The following is an 18,554-nucleotide window of genomic DNA, read 5'->3' as shown; positions in this document are numbered from 1 at the left end:
TCGCCAAGCAGCTCGCTATCCATAATCGCCACTCCAACAACTTTCCCATGAGGCCTCTAGGTTGGTTTTCTCCCTTAGAGTTCTCTGTCCAATATGTTTGACAAACCTACATCTCCTTGGTCTTTTTCTTTTTGGGATGTTTCTTATACCGATCCTCCTCAGAAAAAATACAGCCGCAGTACTTCTGCATATACATCCCTAACTCACGCGCCTTATCCTGACCCTCGCGGAATCGCGGCGAAAAGTCGCGATGCAGATACGCAACGCCGTACTTTTTTGCTGCTTGCTCAGCCACCTGCCTCATCAGTTCATGGTTCTGATAGGGACTGACAAACAGTGTTGAAGTAAACTGGTCATAGCCGTGCTCCGCCGCATAGCGTGCGGTTTCCTCAAAGCGCAGCGTATAACAGAATGTGCAGCGGTTGTCGAAATTCGGATATACTCCCTCAATAAACCGACGCAGACCGTACTCATTTTCAATTTCCAGCTTAAGATCGATGCTTTTTGCATATTCAACCAGCGTGTTTTTGCGCATCTTATATTCGGTAAACGGATGAATATTGGGATTATACCAAAATCCCACCGGTTCGATCCCATCTTGCCTCAGCGTGTCAATACAGGCAATTGAGCACGGAGCGCAGCAGATATGCAGCAGCGTTTTCATCAAAAATCACTCTCCTGATTTATTTATTCTATCACATTTTCCTCCTCTTGCAAAGCATCTGTAAAGCAGCTATACTGAAAGCAGACCATACGACAAGGAGGTATTCACCTGATGCGAGATATTGCATATTATAACGGTACAATCGGTCCGATTGATGAAATCAAAGCTCCGATCACCGACCGCGGTTTCTATTTCGGCGACGGTGTATACGATGCGGCCATGGTGCGCAATAAGAAAATCTTTGCGCTGAATGACCATCTCGATCGATTCTATAACAGTCTGCGTCTCCTGCGCATTGCTCCACCAATGCCGCGCGAGGATTTGGCAGCAGTGCTGTATGATTTAATCAGCCGTTTGGATTCTGATGAGCCGCATATGCTCTACTGGCAGTCGACGCGCGCAGTCGCACACCGCATGCACGCCTTCCCGCCCAACGCCAAGGCCAGTCTTATGGCCTTCTCTGAGCCGTTCGGACTCGACCGCCACGATAAGCCCTACAAACTCCTCACAGTCGAGGACACACGCTTTTTCCACTGCAATATCAAAACGCTCAATCTGATTCCTAACTGTATGGCCATGCAGCGCGCGGTGGAAGCAGGCTGTGATGAGGTCGTGTTTCATCGCGGCGACCGCGTGACCGAAGGCGCACACTCCGGCCTTGCAATTCTCAAGGACGGCGTATTCTGCACACCCCCGGCAGACGAACTCATCCTGCCCAGTATCACGCGTATGCACTTTTTACAGTTGTGCGAAAAGCTCGGCATCCCCTCGCGCATTGCACCGTTTACTGTGGACGAGCTGATGAATGCGGATGAAGTCATGATCCTTTCTACCGGATCTCACTGCATTTCGGTCAGCCATGTAGATGAAAAACCAGTCGGTGGCAAGGATATCGTCTTGCTGAATACGCTGCAAAAAGCCTATCAAGACTGGTTTATGAACGAAACCGATAAGTAACGAAAGGAAGTACACTATGCCATCTGTTCTCATCATCGGCGGAGGCCCCGCCGGACTGAGTGCCGCTATTTACGCGGTGCGCTCTGGTATCCAGACCACTGTCACCTATAAAGACGGCGGTGCGCTGGATAAAACCGATAAAATCGAAAACTACTTTGGCTTTACCGATGTCATTTCCGGCCCCGAATTGCTTGCTCGCGGGCAGGCGCAGGCCAAGCGCTTAGGCGCACAGCTGGTACAGACCGAGGTTACCGGAGTCGAGTATGCCGAAAAGGGATTTACTGTCAAAACAACCGCAGGCGAATTCACCGCAGACGCGGTCATCCTTGCCACCGGGGCACCGCGCGCCACGCCGCCGATTCCTGGCGTACGCGAACTGGAGGGACGCGGTGTCAGCTACTGCGCGGTATGTGATGCCTTTTTCTACCGTGGCAAGGCGGTCGCCGTATTGGGCGAGGGCGAATATGCGTTGGAAGAGGCGCGTACACTTCTCCCCGTCGCCGCTTCTGTGACACTTTTGACGGGCGGCACGCCCGCACCCGGCAACCTGCCCGAAGGGTTGCATGTGGATGAACGTCCGGTCGCGGCAGTGGAAGGCGAGGACAAGGTCGCGCGCGTAACGTTCCATACAGGCGACCCGCTCGCAGTCGATGGCGTGTTCATCGCTTACGGCACGGCGGGCAGCGGTGATTTTGCTCGCAAACTGGGTGCGCAGCTCGATGGCAACAAAATTCAGGTTGGTGAAGATGGAGCCACTGCGGTTCCCGGTCTGTTTGCCGCGGGCGACTGCACCGGCGGACTGCTACAAGTGGCTAAGGCCGTCTCGGATGGAGCACAGGCTGCCATGAGCGCCATCAAATTCGTGCGCAAAGCGTGACAAAACAAAACGGAAGCGGAAACCGCTTCCGTTTTTTATTTTACCTTACAGCAACGCCAGAATATTTTCCTTAGGCATCGCACCGACTGCCTTATTGGCAATCTGCCCGTTTTTCATCACAACCAATGTCGGAATACTCATTACGCCGAACTGCTGCGCCAGTTCGCCCTGCTCATCGACGTTAATCTTACCAACCTTGATGTCGGTACGCTCTTCCGCGATCTCGTCCACAATGGGTGATACCATACGGCAGGGGCCGCACCAGCTTGCCCAAAAGTCAAGCAGCACCGGCTTATCCGACGCCATAACTTCACTTGCAAAATTTTCCTTGGTAATTGTTAAAACTGCCATATTTCAACACTCCTTTTTCTCTATTTCATCCGTTCATTCCCATCCATAGACATCTGTCGGGAATATACACACTATCATCCAGTCTCGGCATCTGCCAAACGTACACTGGATTACTCTTATTATAACAGGTTTCTGAAAAAAGAAAACATTTATTTTCCGCGCTGCATCATTTCGTGCTCTTGGGCAAGCTCATCATACAGCTGATGAAACAGCCATCCAAGATTGGTTTCGGTTACAATCGCCTTGTACGGTATGGAAATATCGTTTTTTTTCATCTCCCTTAGTAGGATTTCCAACCGCTTATCGGTAAATCCGTCCAAAACCAACACCGGCTCATCCAGCACAGGCGCTTCTGGATTTTCACGTGCATCGAAGCCCTTGCGGCCCAGCAGGCAGCCAATCGTCTGCCCTACCGCCTCCGATGACACATTTTTGATGCGCACACCCATGCGCACCAGAACAGATTTAAGCAGCGCGCCCTGTGCCCCGCCCTCTGGTTCGTAAAACAGCACGGTTTCGCGAGATACCGCCATAATATGTGCTCCTTTTCTTTTGTTTTGATATTATCTGCCAACATTTCCGTATCAGAATCCATCGGCATAGGCCCATCCCATACGCTTACTGATCGTGCCGCAGTGTCTCACAATAAGACTTGACAATATCGTGAGCACATCCATCTGCGTAAAATTGCTTTTGATAGGCGATATTGATTTCACGCGCCATGCAGCTTCCACACACATAAACTTGCAAAAGAAAGCAAATTTTGGTGGAGCGTATCGCGGCCTCCCATAACATATTTTCATATGCAAGAGAATTCTAATTTTGCTTTATAGCTTTTCTGTATACAATAACTATACATAATCCGGCACAAAAAATCAAGGGAATATGAGGCTGTGCATGGGAAGCACGACACATACATAATTTGGGGGAAAGATGATTGTCTGCTGTGCCGCCGTGCTGCTCTCCACCTTTGAAGTGCTCGGCATGAAAATCCATAACGAAAAGCTCGTACTGTGCCTGGTATTATAACTTCCCAGCACAGTACGAGCAACTTCGTAAATTGCACTTATGCGATTGAACCGCCGTGTACCGAACGGTATGCACGGTAGTATGAGAGGTCGATCACCCAACGAATGGGTGACCCCCTACTCGATGCTGTCTCAAATAAGCGTTCGCTCTTATGCGTTGTCAATAAACCGAGCCAGAATCGTTGCTACCTGCGCTCTGGTTGCCTGACCCTGCGGATCAAGCAGGTTATTTCCTACACCGGAAATCAAACCTTGCTCGACTGCCCAAGCCATGGCCTTCTTCGCATAGTCGCTGACCTTGGAAGCGTCAGCAAAGCCATTCAAACTTGCTGTTACTTCCGGTTCGTTTACATAACGGTACAGCATGGTGGCAAGCTGCTCACGCGTGAGGCTTTGATCCATATTCGTGCCATCCGAGATCTGATTGTCCATAGCCCACTGCCGGCCTACTTCATACCATGTGTCTCCGGTAGATGTGTCCACATCCTCAAAGCGCGCCAAAACAGTAACGATCATAGCGCGAGTCATGGCCACATTCGGCGAGAAGGTGTTCTCGCTTGTGCCGCTGAACAGTTCACGACTGGTTGTAAACGCAATATTATCATGCGCCCAGAAGCTGCTAGGTACATCATCAAAGAACTTGCTGTTGTCCACGATTTTCACGGTATCGCCGTCATTGAGGGTAACCGCCACGCCGTCCACCGTGCTCTGCGTAGTCTTGATGATTTCCTCCGAACCGTCTGCCTTGACAACAATCGCCACCGTACCCGGGGTCGCATTTTCCACCGGAATCTCTACCTTGACAGCTTCGCTGCCCGGCAGATCCACCGTAATGGTCGGCGCGTTATTCCGATTGGTGGTATTCGGCACACTGGGCATCGGCAGAGCCACATTCTCTCCATTCTTCTCTGCCTCGTCTACCGCGCTCTGAGATACCTTAACCTCGGTTTCCACCTGTCCTCTCTCGTCTACGTTCGTGACGGAAGAGGAACCGTCATTTTTGGTGATCGTGGTAATTGTGCTGCCATCCGTGTTCTTCTGCACCACTTGCTTGGAGCCGTCCGGATATCTGGTGGTTTCCGTAACCGTTCCATCCGGTCGGGTCACGATCGTTGTGGTAGAACCATCCGGATTCTGTTGGATTTCCGTCTTATCCCCGCCAACCGAACTACTGGTGTCGCTTGTTTCTCCTGACGTCTCACTGTTCACTGCAATCGTGAAGTCCTGTGTGTAATCCACGCCAGGCGCCTTACCGTCCGCAATCGTTGCTGTCAGGAGCACAACACCTGCGTCCGTCGTGTGCAGCACATCGTTCTGGATGGTTGCGCCTGTGCTACCCGCTTGTTTCACACGCCAGACAATTTGACGATTAGTCGCATCGCTCGGCTGCACAGTTCCAGTCAGAGACAGCGGTACACCTACCTTTGTCTCAGTCGGTACATCAGCGATGCTCTCTACCGCAACAAAAGCAGATGCAATCGCTTCAAATGCTGCGGTAACGGTTACGCCATAGCCTGGCATCAGGAAGGAATTGCCCGAAACCTCAACCGTCTTTGTCGGTTCATCGGTCTTATAAACCTTCAGCGAGCCTTCCTTGGCCGCATAACCGTCATTCGGTTCAAGCGCGACACTAATTTCTTCGCCTTCTGCTGCGAAGGTAGCGCTCGGACGAATCGTACCGTTTACTACTGTGTCTGCGGAAATGACATAGGTGCCCTGCGCCGCAAATTTCACGGTTACGATGTAATCCTGCGTGGTTCCGTCTTCCGCTGTTACCCGATATGTGACAGGGCTGCTGAAGTTCTGCGCTACACCGCTCTCAGGCGAAACCTTCGCGCCATTGCTTACGGTAATCGTAGGAACGAGCGCGGTCACATCCGTGCCATGCGGCATTGTAACCGTAATCTGTGTACCATTGATTGTGGTTCCGCCGTTCGCAATGCTAAAGGAAGTGATCTTCTTTTCCGAACTTGTATTCGGATCAATCCGAATGGACAGCGTCTGGCTACCCGAACCTACACGGTTTGTTGCTGTGACCGTAAAGGTGAAGTTACCTTCCGCTGTGGGGGTGCCGCTGATAAGTCCATTCTCACTCAACGACAGACCCGTGGGCAGATTGCCCGAAGAAATGCTCCAAGTCATTGGGGCCTGACCCTTTGCTGATAGCAGCGCGGAATACGGTTTGTTCACATTGCCGCTGTTCAATGTCGTAGTGGTCACGACCGGTATGCTGCCTGTCTGAATCGCGTCCGCAATGATGACTACTCCGTCGGTAACCGCTGCAATACGGATCTGGCCGCTGGCCTTATCATACGTATAGTCAGTTCCTGCGTTCAAGACCTGAGCACCCATTCTTACCTGAATCGCATCCGGCAGCTGATAGTCTGCATCCGCCTTCAGCGTAGCTTGCAAGGGCTGACCGTCCGCCACATCAATCGGCTTGGGATCTGCGGTCAGGTGATACAGCTGGTATTGAATCGGATGTAACGCTGCTTCATCCGCTGTAAAGTTGATGGTATACGTTTGCTCCCCTGTGCCGTCCTCTGCCTTGAAGATCACCTTCGCGGTGCTGTTGCGGTCATAGGCCTGAACCACGGTTACAGAAGCATTGTTGGTGGCCGAAGCGGTGATAACCGGGATCTGCGCATCCGCTTCCAGCTTGACATTCAGCGTATTTCCGCTGAACTCACCCAGTTTATCTACGCCATCCAATTTGATGTCGCTGACAGCAAAGGTGCTGTTGAGCGTAACCGGATCGTATCCGTACGCCTCAAACTCCTCGATGCCAACCCACTGGTTTGCCTGCGGCGTCAGGGAGATTCGGATGATTTGCGTTTCCACCGGCTCGAAGGTAATGTCTACCATATTCTTAAAGGCATTACCAGCAAGCGCGGGTACGGCCGGTTTTCCGCTTCCCGTGTAGGTTACCTCTCGCCAGTTATTCGGATCCTTCAACGGGTTACTATTATCCCAATTGCGTACAAAGCCGTTGCCCTGATTTTTTAATTGGTTGGTGCTGAGCTTGGTCTGATAGGCAAAGCCCTCCGGTCCAACGTAGTATTCAATCTTATAGCTTGCCGGAAGTTTTACCTTATTTGCGCCTGTTCCGTCCTCTTCCATGAATCCGACGGACACCTTATGAAGCAACTGGCTTTCCACGGTATCGCCACTGCCGAAAATCACGCCCAGCCAGTTTTGATCCATGTGGTAAGTGCCGCTTTCCCAATCGGACCAGATGTTCTTGCTGGCGTTCGACGTGAAGGACTTCTGTCCATTGGTTGCCCTAAAGGGGTTATCATTGCCGGCGCTGACCCATGCAATCGCCAACGGCAAGCTGCCATTGGCAGCACTGCTCAGGTTGACACTGGTATTCTTTGCCAGATTAGTAGCAGATTCCGTCATATCAACCAGACGCACTGTGGCAGTAGCCTTCAGGTCTGTGCCGTCTACCGTGCCCGAAACCGTGATAATATCGCCTGCGCTGCCTGTGCACTGCTTCTCTTCCCACTCGACATTGGCAGTGCTTGTTTCACCATTGCTCAGATACACCTTTACCGTCGTCGGAAGCGTGGGATCCACGTTTGGCATGGTTACAAGCGAGATGCTCTCCACACCGGTAATGCCGCTGACAACGACGTTTGCCGTGACAGGCTGTGTCTGTCCGACCACCGTTCCGAATACCTCAAACTCACCCAGCTTTGCGTATCGGCTCGGATCGACATCTGCCCAAATCACTTCAAAGACGCGCTGGCCGCCAGCCGACATATTGGCCGTAACCGTGCCGGGCAGCTGCGGAGCAACGCCCTTGCCGGTGTTGACCGTGATCGGCACATAGGATTCAATATTGATGTCCACCTCATTGATGGTAAACGTTTTCTCAATGATACCTGTGTAAGTGCCTGCGCCAGTGATGGTCACAGTCGCGATACCCGGCTCTGTATTGTTGGCATAGGATACCGTGTAATCCGTACCCTTTTCGAGAGCAGCACCACCGGACTTCAATGTCACAGTAGGCTCGGGCGTGATCGCCTCTCCGGTGTAGTCATAGGCCTCTTGCGGTAAGGTCACCTCAGCCAAAGTGAACAGATCGCTGGCCGGTTTGCAAACTCGAATTTCTGCCGCAGACAAAAACTTATTGGCTTGATCACCATACGAAGTATCACCCCAGAGGCGCACATACTGCGCGGTTACCGTCTTGGTGAATGGAGCAATCTTCCAGCCGGTCGTATTTTGCCATCTTCCCTGCGCAACCGTTTCCCACGGCCCTTGTGCGCTGGTGCTCACTTCAATCCTGTAATCCTGTATTCTGCCGTTTGAAGCGCCTTGGTTACCCGAACGCGGCAAATAACGCAGCGCGTTTAGTTCTGTCGCTTCATCCAACGTTAGCATGAACCACCGCAACTCTGGATTGTCGGACAGATCCGCATCGCCAGCACCGGCATTCCAGTTGCTGTGCCAAATCGTGGACTCATTTCCATCCACCGCATAGCTGGCCGGCCCTTCCGTATGCGCCGTATTTTCTGCATTCTCACTGCCTGCAGAAGCTCTGGTTTTGTTTCTGTCGTAGTCCAGTTCATCGCTGGACGCATCAGTTACAGTACTCGAGGTGTTCCCCAGAAGGATCTGGAATGTAGACTGAGCCGAATGATCCTCTGACTCCAGCACAAGCCGAATCACTTGATCCTGTACGGGCAACATTGTAATCGAAGCATTATCCACTCCAACAGCGGTGACGTCCTGCAATGTGACATCTGTATCCGGCGTTCCAAACACATTGGCACTCAACGCATCCTGATCCGCAATACGGCCCTTCACATTCAGCGAGGACAAGGCCGCTTCACTGCCAATTGCAAAGGAGGGGATACCGGTGTTCAGTTCTGCTTCCACCAGATTGACAGGAGCATCAAACACCAGTTTCATCCAGACTGCCGAAACAATGTCAAAAGAGTAGGTGCGAATCGTCATACCCGCTCCGGCCTCATTGCTGACTTCCGCCTCGATTGGCGTCCAGCTCGATCCATCCGGCGACCACTCCACGTGCATATCGCGCGAGCTCGGCGCGGTATCCTTCAGATAGAGCTTCACTTCGTTAATATTCTGTGCCGTATCGTAGCGGAACCTGACTTCGCCTTGTCCGCTCCAGTACTGGTCTGCATTGGTATTTTCATCGCAGATAACGCGTAGGGCATTGGTTCCGTTATCGGACTCCGTGCCATGGTACAGTTCCACGACACGCGGAGCCATATTGCTGCCCTTATGGATCTCGCCTTCGGACACACGAACCATAGCGGTCAAAGTCATATCCTGACCAAAAACAGACGCGCGTCCCTGCACGGGATAGAGACCCGGCTGCGTAGTATTAACCGAATCCCACTCTACCGGGAAATACGCATCCAGCACTTGGCCATCGGCTGTAATGGCGGGGCGTGTTGCCGGGAGGTTCGCCGCCGCGCCGACAGCAACCGCGCAGGAATAGTTCATCAGGGCCGCTACAGAATCCAGCATCACAACACGGACAGAAGCCGTTGTTGTAATTCCATCAATTGTGCCGGTCTTGGTGAAGTTGCCCGCCTGCGTTGTATCTCCCGTGCCGCTCCACTGAACCGACTTCTGCTCGCTCGTGCCATCGGCATAGTTTACCTTGATGGTGGAGGGCAGTACCGGCTCGTTATTTACCTTTACATAATAGGTTCTGGCGTATTCCAGACTGCTTACCGTTTTTTCCGTGCTGGCCGCTGCCACCGGCGTCGTCTGCACAGTAACCGAATCGGTTACCATTCCGTCCGCCTTGGCAGTTACTGTGAACGAACCATCATTGGTTGTGGATTGCACAATAGCAAGCAGCTTGCCATGGAATGCCTTCCATGTCGTGCTCTGAGGAGATGTGTGGTCAAACTGTGCACCGCTGTCCACACCGATGATCTCACCGTCACCGGTAATGCTCAGGCTAATGGTGGGTTCCGCGCTGTTGACCAGCTCGCCGTTGCGGTCGGTCACGTCGATGGTGATGTAGCTGAGATCCTTGCCATCCGCCTGAATTTCAGTGCGATCTGCGGACAGGGAAAGCTGGGTAGCTTCCTCTGTGGTTTTCACCTGCGTGCGTCCCTCCAGCTGGTTTTCCGGAATGAGATCGCCATTGCTGTCATAGGCTTCCGCGCGCAGCGTGCCTTCCTCATAAGGTACCAGGAAGGTAGCGTACAGTTTTTGATGATTTGCACTTGCCGGCTGGAATGTGTCCGTGCCGGTGGTAAACAACGAATAGCTATATCCTGCTGCGGTAGTCTGCTTCTCGGCCTGAGCCGTACCGACTAATTTATTATTCAGGTACAGCTTGATTTCAGCCGCATCGCTGTATACCACAACGCGCACCTTGCCGTTATCCTGCAAGACATCCTCTTCGTTCCAAGTGGGCAGGATGTGCAGAGTGTTCACCTGATCATTCCACTGGCTCTGGTACAGATAGTAAGAATCCTTGGGGAAGCCTGTGGTGTCCACAATGCCAAAATACGAGGATTTCGGCGCAACAGCGAAGTTTCCGGTCTGGGAGCCGCCGGTTGTGCCGTTCCACGGGGTAGGCTCGCCAATGTAGTCAAAGCCCGTCCAGACAAACTCACCAGCATTGCGGTCCATCGTGATGGTTTGATACCATGCGTCACTGGCCACAGCACCCCAACCAACCTTAGAGGTATCATAGGAGGTCAGGCGCTGATTTCCGGTCTGACCGCCGGTGCCGATATAGTTGTAGACGCCGCTGCTGTTGATGGCGGAAGCCGTCTCCGAGCCATAAATCAGCCAGCCCGATGCGCTGTTATTGGTCATCTGCTGGATGGTGGCATAGTTAAAGCCTATGACACCGCCATTTTGATGAATGACGTTGGCAATGCTTTTGGCAGTTTCGTTATTAGCTTTTAGCTTATTGTCGCCAAAGGTAGTCGGGCGGGTCTCATCCACCTGTTTCACCCAATTAATTAGGTTTTGCGCGTGCTGCGTATATTTGGAAAAATCATACTGAGTTGTTTCCAGAATTTCATTACCAAGCGACCACATAATGATGCAGGGGTAGTTCTTGCCGCGGTTGACCATGGCCTTGATATCAAATTCAGCCCAAGTCATCGTACCGGGATTCGCGCCCTCAATATTATTGCCTGCTTCAATAACTGTTTCGAACCATGCGGAATAGTCGTTGGTGTTGTAATTCTTCTGCTGCGTCCATGTGTCAAACGCTTCTTCTACAACCAGCATGCCCTGCTCATTGCAGATGTCCAGCAAGACCTGAGAGGCGGGGTTATGGGTAACGCGGATCGCGTTACAGCCCATCTCTTTCAGGATTTCCACCTGACGCTCGGTGGCACGATACCACGCCTCCGCACCCAAAGCGCCCTGATCATGGTGCATACAGACGCCGCGCAGCTTCATCTTCTCGCCGTTGAGCGAGAAGCCCTGCTGGGTGAACTCGAAATAGCGGAAGCCAAAGGTCGTATCATAGCTGTCCAGAACCTGATCGCCCTTTTTAATCTCCGTATGTACTTCATAAAGTGTCTGTGCGCCTTTATCCCATACATTCCAGAGCTTCGGGCTCGGTACCGTTACGGTAACGTCAACGCTTTGAGAGGTTCCATTGGTAATCGACGCAATGCTCCCCTGTCCGGAAATAACTTCCTGATCGCTGCCCTTTTCCGTAATGGTATGGCTGACCGTCAGGTCTTGAGCCGCAGCCGTGCTGTCATTTGCCACTTTTGTTGTGATCTTAACCGTTCCGGTGCCATTTTCAATATCCGGAGTCAGCACCGTTACGCCATTGGGCGCAACATGTACCGGATCGGTTGCAATCAGTGTCACGTCGCGGTAAATACCGCTGCCCGAATACCAGCGGCTGGAAGGGATCTTATTGTTTGTCTTTACCGCAATCACGTTTTCACTGTTATAGTTCAATAAATCAGACGGCAGTTCCAGCGAAAACGGGGTATAGCCATAGGGATGGGAGCCGAGCTTGGTCCCGTTAAGGTATACCTCTGTGTTCATGTACGCGCCATCAAAGTTGATGGACACGCGCTTGGTCTGCCAGCTGGGATCGACCGTAAAGTGCTTGCGATACCAGCCGATACCGCCGGGCAGATAGCCGCTTTCCGCCTCGTTCGAGGCAGAATAGGGCTGCTCAATGCTGTAGTCATGAGGGAGGTTGACATCCTTCCACGCAGAGTCGTCGTGATCCAGCTCTTGTGCGCCGCTGGCGTCTCCCAGATTGAATTTCCAATGTTGATTAAAATCTGTGCTTCTCTGGTTGCCTCCATATGAATTTACATATACCTTCTCCACAGGGGATGAAATCTGTGTATCGCTATTAGATGCATCATCCTGCGCATCAGCGGCATATGCTACCGGTGCTGCCTGAACTGCCAACAGAGTGGTCAAAGCGCAAGACAACATCCGTCTTCCAATTCTGTTCCATTTCTTCTCCATTGTTTTCCTCCTTACTTCTCATATACTATCTCATGCTTTTTATCCTCAATGCTCCTTCCTTTATTGCTTATCAATCGTTCCTATTGCTTTGCACCTCCCATTGCTCACCTTCCAAGTCGAAAAGATGTTTCTTCTTTTTCATCATTTTATAACGAACGTCTACCAAAAACGGACACTTTTGCAACCACATCTCCCATATCCCCCTGTTTTTTCCTTTGGAGATTCTGGATAAAACAACTGGTTTTGTGCCGCAAATTTTCGGCAATAATCACCGCACTGCATCTCATTTTCTGAATTTAATTTATTTGCCCTTAAGACGTCAACTTTGCCTTTTTAGTAATTTTATTTATTCTTCTTTTTTCCGTGATTGGGTCATGTTACCATATGCCTTTAGTTTAGCATACTATTCTGAATTTTGGAACATTTATTTAAAAAAATCTACATGTATACCAGATTTTTTTGTGAGAAAAATCAACACTCTGAACAGAAGAGAACAAAATATTATCAATATATAGCAAAATTACCCATATCATCACAAGGACTCGCCAGTTTTCCTATGAAAGCGGTTTGCCATCCTATTCAGCCTCTCCATATCCAGTGCCATGCAACACCTATCAACATCCCATCATCTGATATGGAAACGGGCGCGTTGCGAAATAATCCGGCAACGCAAAACGAGCGGCTGCTTCTTATTCGCACAGGCCGGCTTTTACTACCCGAAATTTGCTAAGAACCCCATATTGAATTCTCCTGTGCGGTCAAGAACAAAAAAGATGTGCCGCAGAAACTTCCGTTTCCACAGCACACCCTCTGTGTATGACCGTTATTCGTCTTTTCCACTGTTCAGCACCAGTATCAGACCCACAATACCAGCCACCAGCCCCAACAAACTCCATGGCATGTCATCAATAACCGGAATCCACGGATCGCTATACTCCATCAGCACCAGCAGGATGCCAAAAAGCAAAAATGCAAAGCCTTTCCCCTGCAAACGCACGGTGTCTCCTCTTTCTCACTGCGCAATATAGTTACCCGTCAGTCCACCGCCGGCAACGGTAATAATTCCGTCCGCAAGCAGGAAATTCATCTGCTCGTCCCCGGATTTGGCTGTCTCGCCATTGACCGCAGCCGTGCCCTCCGTTCCATCGGAAAAGCGATATACAAACCCGGCTTTCTCCTCCTGCGTAATGGTCAGCATGACGCCCGCCGGGCTGACATAGCTGCCCGGCCAGCCTTCGTGCTGCTCGGCCTCGGCGTCGTACAGCGGGAAGGTGGCGTAATCATCCAACACGCCATCCCCCAGATAGTTGTATTTCTCGCCGGTCTCCCGGTCCACCGCCACCTTGCCGACCGTCCGGCCTGTGGCATCGCTGACCACAAACACATAATATTCGCACGCTGACGCCGCATCTGTGCCGACGGAAAGCGTTTCCTCCGTCGCCTCTACGACATACTGCGTCTTGTCCACTGCATCGCTGACCTGCTGCAGCGCCTCCTCTTCACTCAAGCCGACTGTCGCATCCTCGCTGATCAGCCCCGCCTGCGTCGCCGCTTCCAGCGCCTGTGTCTGCGGATTGGCCTTGGCCGCCTGCTCTTCTGTCGACTCCATCACATCAGTCTGCTGTATACACCCGGACAAAAGCAGGGTGCCAAGCGCCACCATGGCAACCGATCGCTTCATTCTGCCCGCCTCCCTCTTTCTTCTGTTCTTCAACAAATCAGGCGGCACCGCTCCCTGCGGTGCCGCCTTAATCATACCGTATCCGGCGTAAAATTGCAACGGTCACTTATCCCAAATTTCCGTCATTCCCCGCCTTTTTTCAACTTTCTCAGCCAATGTCGTTCTTTTTTCGGACGTTGCAAGCGGTTTTTGACCCGTTCGGCCAACCCATCGGTCAGCGAATAATACACCGGCGTGATAAACAGTGTCGCCACCGTGGAAATTACCATACCGGTCATCATCACAACACCCATCGGCTTCATCATTTCCGAGCCCTCGCCGCCGGAGAACACCATCGGCACCAGGCCGAGAATCGTGGTCAGCGCGGTCATCAGCACAGGTCGCACACGGCGCGGGCAGGCGTTGAGAATGGCCGCCTGCTTCTCCTCTCCCCGCTCACGGCGCTGTAAAATATAGTCAATCAGAACAATCGACGAGTTAACCACCGTACCGGCCAGAATGATAACCGCCAGCAGCGCCACCATGGACACCTTGTTTCCGGTCGGCCACAGCATCACCAGTGAGCCGAGCAGACCAATCGGCAGAATGAGCATGATAGCCACCGGCAGCACAAACGAATTGAACTGGCTGGCCAAAATGAAGTAAACCAGCAAAATCGCCACCATCAGCGCGGTCATCAACGACCGGGTTGTCTCTTCAATGCTGGAGGCCGATGTGTCGCCGTTTTCGACCTCGACCCCCTCGGGCATCTGATAGTTTGCAATCAGCTCGTTTACCTGCTGCATGATGTTTACACTATCACCCGACTCGGTCTCGCCCGTGATGGTGACCGTTTCGTACTGATTGATACGCGAAATGGACTGCGGAGACAGCTCGGTATACACGTCCGCGACCATGGACAGCGGCACTGTGCCGCCGGTCGGCGCGGGCAGCTGCAGGGATTTGAGCGCATCCATATCCTGCGTCAGCGTCTCATCGCCCGAGATCGTCACGTCGTATTCCTCGCCGTTCATGCGCAGGGTGGTCGCCACCGAGCCGGTCAGCTCTCCGCGCACCATCGTACCGATGCTGGCGGCTGTCAGACCGAAGCGGGACGCATTTTCGCGATTGACCTTAATGGCCACACGCGGCACCTGATCGCCTGCGGAGGACTCGACATTGACCGCGTCCGGCAGCGCTTGGATTTTGCGCGCCAAATCCTCCGCCGTTTGCGCAAGTTCATCGTAATCCTTGCCGGACAGCTGCACACTGATATCCGAACCGCTGTCCATCACCATCATACCGGCGTCCGACACCGTGATCTCGCAGCCCGCGATGTCCGCTAAATCACGGCGCAGCTGCGCGGCAATCTGCGCGGCCGAACGGTCGCGCTCCTCAACCGGCTTGAGCATCATCGTCACGCTCGCCCCGGACGCGCTGGACATAATCGAGGTCGAGCTGCCCGTGCTGTAGTAGACCAAATCGATTTCCGGCACGGTCTGCTCCGCAATTGTTACGATGCGGTCCTGAATGGCAGCTGTTTCCTCCATTGTCGAACCGCTGGGCATACTGACGGAAATATCCACCTGCCCCTGATCCATCTCCGGAATCAGCTCCGCACCGGCCAGCGCAATGCTGATAATGGAAACCAAACAGATACCTGCGGTCGCCGCAATGCCGACCCAGCGGCGCGTGATAAATAGCTTGAGCGCCTTTTTATACAGCCGTATCGCAGGCTTATCCGCAACCACCTTCTCGCGCAGCCCCGGCGCCGCGGTCGACAGACGATGCACACCGCCGCGGTCAAGCAGAATATAGCACAGCAGCGGCACAAGCGTGAGCGAAATCAGCAGCGACGAGGCCAGCAATGCCACAATCGTGATACAAAACTCCTTGAACATCATACCGGTCAAGCCGCCGGACAGACCAATCGGCAGGAATACGGCGATGGTGGTCAGGGTAGACGCCGTAACCGACAGCACCACCTCATGCGTGCCCTTGACGCAGGAATCCCAGCGGTCAAAGCCGTCTGCCCGGTAGTGAAACACGTTTTCGAGCACCACGATTGAGTTATCCACAATCATGCCGACGCCCAGTGCAATGCCGCCCAGCGACATGATATTGAGCGTGATATCCAGCGCAAACATCAGCAGGAAGGTAAACAGGATACAGCAGGGCATAGCAATGGTAATCGCCAGCGTCGCGCCGAAATCGCGCAAAAACACCAACAGCACAATCGCCGCAAACAGCACGCCCATCCAGATATTGCTCATCGCGTTGTCAACCGTCATATTGATGTAATCGGACTGGTCCATGACCAAATCCCACTGCAATGCGCTGTTATTCCCGATAAGACTGTCCAGCTGCGCCTTCGCGCGCTCAGCAATCTCGACCGTATTCGAGCCGGACTGCTTGTTGACTGACAGCATCAGACATTCCTCGCCGTTGACCTTGGCCAGCGCATTGCGGTCCTTGGGCTGCATGGACACATCCGCAATCTGGTTCAGACGAACCGTGCCGCCTGCGGGCAGCGAGATCAGCGCATTTTTCACGTCCTCAATCGACTGATATTCTCCGTCCGTGCGCACGGTCAGGGTTTGCGAGCCGTTGTTCATCTCGCCGCCCGGCACGGCCATATTGTCCGCACCGAGTTGCTGCGCTACCGAACTGACCGTCAGATTATAGCCCTTCAGGCGCGCCGCGTCGGTTTTCACCGCGACCTCGTTTTCATAGCCGCCCGAAATATCGACCGAAGCCACGCCGTCGAGCCGTTCGAGCGCGGGCGCTATCTCCTCCTCCGCCATCGACTGCAGGCTTGCCAAATCGTTGCCGCGCAGCGCGATCATGACGACCGGCATCGAGTCAATATTAATCGACATAACGGTCGGGTCGGTCGCGTCCTCCGGCAAAAGGGATTTTGCCTGATCGACCTTGTCGCGCATATCGGTCATCGCCTTATCCAGGTTGGTGCCGTAAGCAAACTGTACGATGACCATAGACATATTTTCCGCCGAGGTCGAGCTGAGCGTCTCCAATCCCGCAAGACCCGCGCAGGCGGATTCGAGCGGCCTTGTCACCTGCTGCTCAATGTCCTCCGGTCCTGCGCCGGAATAGCCTGCATACACAATCGCCACCGGCAACTCCATATCCGGCATGAGCGCCAGCGGCAGGGACTGAAAGCAATAAAAGCCAAACACAACGACCAATATGTACGCCAAAATGGTCATGACATTGTGCTTGATACAGTTCTCCGCAATTTTCATAGGGGTGTCAGCCCTCCCCGTCCGCAGCATCCACAGTGTTGGCAGTGACGCCCGCGGCGGTATCGCTCTGGGACGTGTCATCCTCGCCGGCTACCACGCGCACCGCCGCGCCGTCCGACAGATAGGACTGTCCCTTGACGACCACCCGGTCGCCTTCGGCAAGGCCGGACACAATCTCGGTATCCGTTTTGCTGACCAGACCGGTCTGCACCACCACGCGCGCGGCCGTATCATCCTCTCCGGAATCATCGACCACAAACACATACCGCTCGTCGCCCGTTCCGGTCAGAATCGCCTCGGTCGGCACGGACAGCGCATCGCTGCGGCGAGCCGTGTAAAACGTGACGGTGGCAAACGCGCCCATCGGCGGCGCGGCGTCCGCAGGGAGCGCTACCGGAATATCGTACAGGTTGGTCTGCACATTGGCAGCTGCGGGCAGCGAACCGATTGTGCCTTGCAGCATATCATCCGACAGCACCGAAATCAGAACCCCCGCATTATCCCCTTCATGAATGTTGGTAAACACATCCTCCGCCACCGAAGCGGCGACCTCCACCTTGCCATCCTCCGCAATGACAACGGTGGGCTGTGCGGACGAGGCCATCCCGCCGCGCACGACATTGACCGCCGTCACAGTGCCTGCGCAAGGCGCTTTGACCGTACCGAGCGCCGCCTGTGTGGTAATCTGGTCCATCGACGCCTGAATCTGCGCAAGGGACGCGGATTGCTGCGCCTGCGCCTGTGAAACGCCCCCCTGCGCCTGCTGCAGCGCACCTTGCGCCTGCTCAAGCGCCTGCTCGGCGCGCGTCACATCCTGCGCGGCCGCCGCACCGACTTCATAGAGCGCCCGGGTATTGTCCAGCGCCTGCTGCGCCTGATCCACACCAATCTGTGCCTGCTGTACGCCAAGCTGCGCCGAAGAAATCGCGCCGTCGGTCGCGGCCTTGGTGGCGCTGTACGACTGCTGCAATGCCCCCAGCGTGGAGGTGACCGTCGAGGTGTCCACTGTAAGCAGCGTCTGCCCCTTGGTGACCTTATCGCCCTCCTTAACCGGCAGCGTCAGCACCTGTCCCGCCAAAAGCGGGAAAACCTGCACTTCATTGACCGCAACCACTTTGCCCGTGACCGAATACTCCGCATTCATCGGACCGGACGAAACGGTCATCACTTCCACCGCGGTGCCGGTCGGCACCTCTTGCGTCTGCTCCTGCGCCTTGCCGCAGCCTGCGCTCATCAGCAGCGCTGCCGCCATCACAGCGGCTAACATACGTTTGCTCTTCATTTTTGTCCTCCG

Annotated in this window: 10 protein-coding genes; 2 read left to right on the top strand and 8 right to left on the bottom strand. The window is 53.6% G+C overall.

What is annotated here, in order from left to right:
* Window positions 1-106 precede the first annotated feature (106 nt).
* Window positions 107-664, bottom strand: coding sequence for an epoxyqueuosine reductase QueH (locus tag ACTQ3V_RS05860; RefSeq protein WP_441466712.1), 558 nt, complete (start codon window positions 662-664; stop codon window positions 107-109).
* A 111-nt stretch (window positions 665-775) separates the two neighbouring features.
* Here ACTQ3V_RS05860 and ACTQ3V_RS05855 point away from each other — a divergent pair, with 111 nt between their 5' ends.
* On the top strand, window positions 776-1,621 hold the full coding sequence (locus tag ACTQ3V_RS05855; RefSeq protein ID WP_441466711.1) for an aminotransferase class IV: 846 nt from the start codon (window positions 776-778) through the stop codon (window positions 1,619-1,621).
* Window positions 1,622-1,637: 16 nt separating this feature from the next.
* Window positions 1,638-2,498, top strand: coding sequence for an NAD(P)/FAD-dependent oxidoreductase (locus ACTQ3V_RS05850; protein ID WP_441466710.1), 861 nt, complete (start codon window positions 1,638-1,640; stop codon window positions 2,496-2,498).
* Window positions 2,499-2,543: 45 nt separating this feature from the next.
* On the opposite strand, the gene trxA is transcribed toward ACTQ3V_RS05850, so the two are convergent.
* The 7 genes from trxA to ACTQ3V_RS05815 form a co-directional block, all read right to left on the bottom strand.
* Window positions 2,544-2,849 (bottom strand): thioredoxin, encoded by a 306-nt coding sequence (gene trxA / locus ACTQ3V_RS05845; protein WP_441466709.1) that lies wholly within the window; start codon window positions 2,847-2,849, stop codon window positions 2,544-2,546.
* A gap of 149 nt (window positions 2,850-2,998) precedes the next feature.
* Window positions 2,999-3,382: a DUF3783 domain-containing protein gene (locus ACTQ3V_RS05840; RefSeq protein WP_441466708.1), complete on the bottom strand. Its 384-nt coding sequence runs from the start codon at window positions 3,380-3,382 to the stop codon at window positions 2,999-3,001.
* Between the two features lie 645 nt (window positions 3,383-4,027).
* Window positions 4,028-12,337: an Ig-like domain-containing protein gene (locus ACTQ3V_RS05835; protein ID WP_441466707.1), complete on the bottom strand. Its 8,310-nt coding sequence runs from the start codon at window positions 12,335-12,337 to the stop codon at window positions 4,028-4,030.
* A gap of 823 nt (window positions 12,338-13,160) precedes the next feature.
* Window positions 13,161-13,334, bottom strand: a complete 174-nt coding sequence (locus tag ACTQ3V_RS05830; protein ID WP_441466706.1) for a hypothetical protein — start codon at window positions 13,332-13,334, stop codon at window positions 13,161-13,163.
* Window positions 13,335-13,349: 15 nt separating this feature from the next.
* Window positions 13,350-14,018: a hypothetical protein gene (locus ACTQ3V_RS05825; protein ID WP_441466705.1), complete on the bottom strand. Its 669-nt coding sequence runs from the start codon at window positions 14,016-14,018 to the stop codon at window positions 13,350-13,352.
* A 122-nt stretch (window positions 14,019-14,140) separates the two neighbouring features.
* Window positions 14,141-17,260 carry an efflux RND transporter permease subunit gene (locus tag ACTQ3V_RS05820; RefSeq protein WP_441466704.1) on the bottom strand — a complete coding sequence of 1,040 codons (3,120 nt, stop codon included), beginning with the start codon at window positions 17,258-17,260 and terminating at the stop codon, window positions 14,141-14,143.
* Between the two features lie 7 nt (window positions 17,261-17,267).
* On the bottom strand, window positions 17,268-18,542 hold the full coding sequence (locus tag ACTQ3V_RS05815; protein ID WP_441466703.1) for an efflux RND transporter periplasmic adaptor subunit: 1,275 nt from the start codon (window positions 18,540-18,542) through the stop codon (window positions 17,268-17,270).
* Window positions 18,543-18,554 lie beyond the last annotated feature (12 nt).

Origin of the sequence: Candidatus Agathobaculum pullicola (genome assembly GCF_052117205.1) — a bacterium.
Classification (GTDB): Bacteria; Bacillota; Clostridia; order Oscillospirales; family Butyricicoccaceae; genus Agathobaculum; species Agathobaculum pullicola.
This window is presented reverse-complemented; position numbering and strand designations above follow the sequence as displayed.

Coding starts and splice junctions, on each gene's coding strand:
- ACTQ3V_RS05860 (WP_441466712.1), bottom strand. CDS start 664: ATGAAAACGCTGCTGCATATCTGCTGCGCTCCGTGCTCAATTGCCTGT.
- ACTQ3V_RS05855 (WP_441466711.1), top strand. CDS start 776: ATGCGAGATATTGCATATTATAACGGTACAATCGGTCCGATTGATGAA.
- ACTQ3V_RS05850 (WP_441466710.1), top strand. CDS start 1,638: ATGCCATCTGTTCTCATCATCGGCGGAGGCCCCGCCGGACTGAGTGCC.
- trxA (WP_441466709.1), bottom strand. CDS start 2,849: ATGGCAGTTTTAACAATTACCAAGGAAAATTTTGCAAGTGAAGTTATG.
- ACTQ3V_RS05840 (WP_441466708.1), bottom strand. CDS start 3,382: ATGGCGGTATCTCGCGAAACCGTGCTGTTTTACGAACCAGAGGGCGGG.
- ACTQ3V_RS05835 (WP_441466707.1), bottom strand. CDS start 12,337: ATGGAGAAGAAATGGAACAGAATTGGAAGACGGATGTTGTCTTGCGCT.
- ACTQ3V_RS05825 (WP_441466705.1), bottom strand. CDS start 14,018: ATGAAGCGATCGGTTGCCATGGTGGCGCTTGGCACCCTGCTTTTGTCC.
- ACTQ3V_RS05820 (WP_441466704.1), bottom strand. CDS start 17,260: ATGAAAATTGCGGAGAACTGTATCAAGCACAATGTCATGACCATTTTG.
- ACTQ3V_RS05815 (WP_441466703.1), bottom strand. CDS start 18,542: ATGAAGAGCAAACGTATGTTAGCCGCTGTGATGGCGGCAGCGCTGCTG.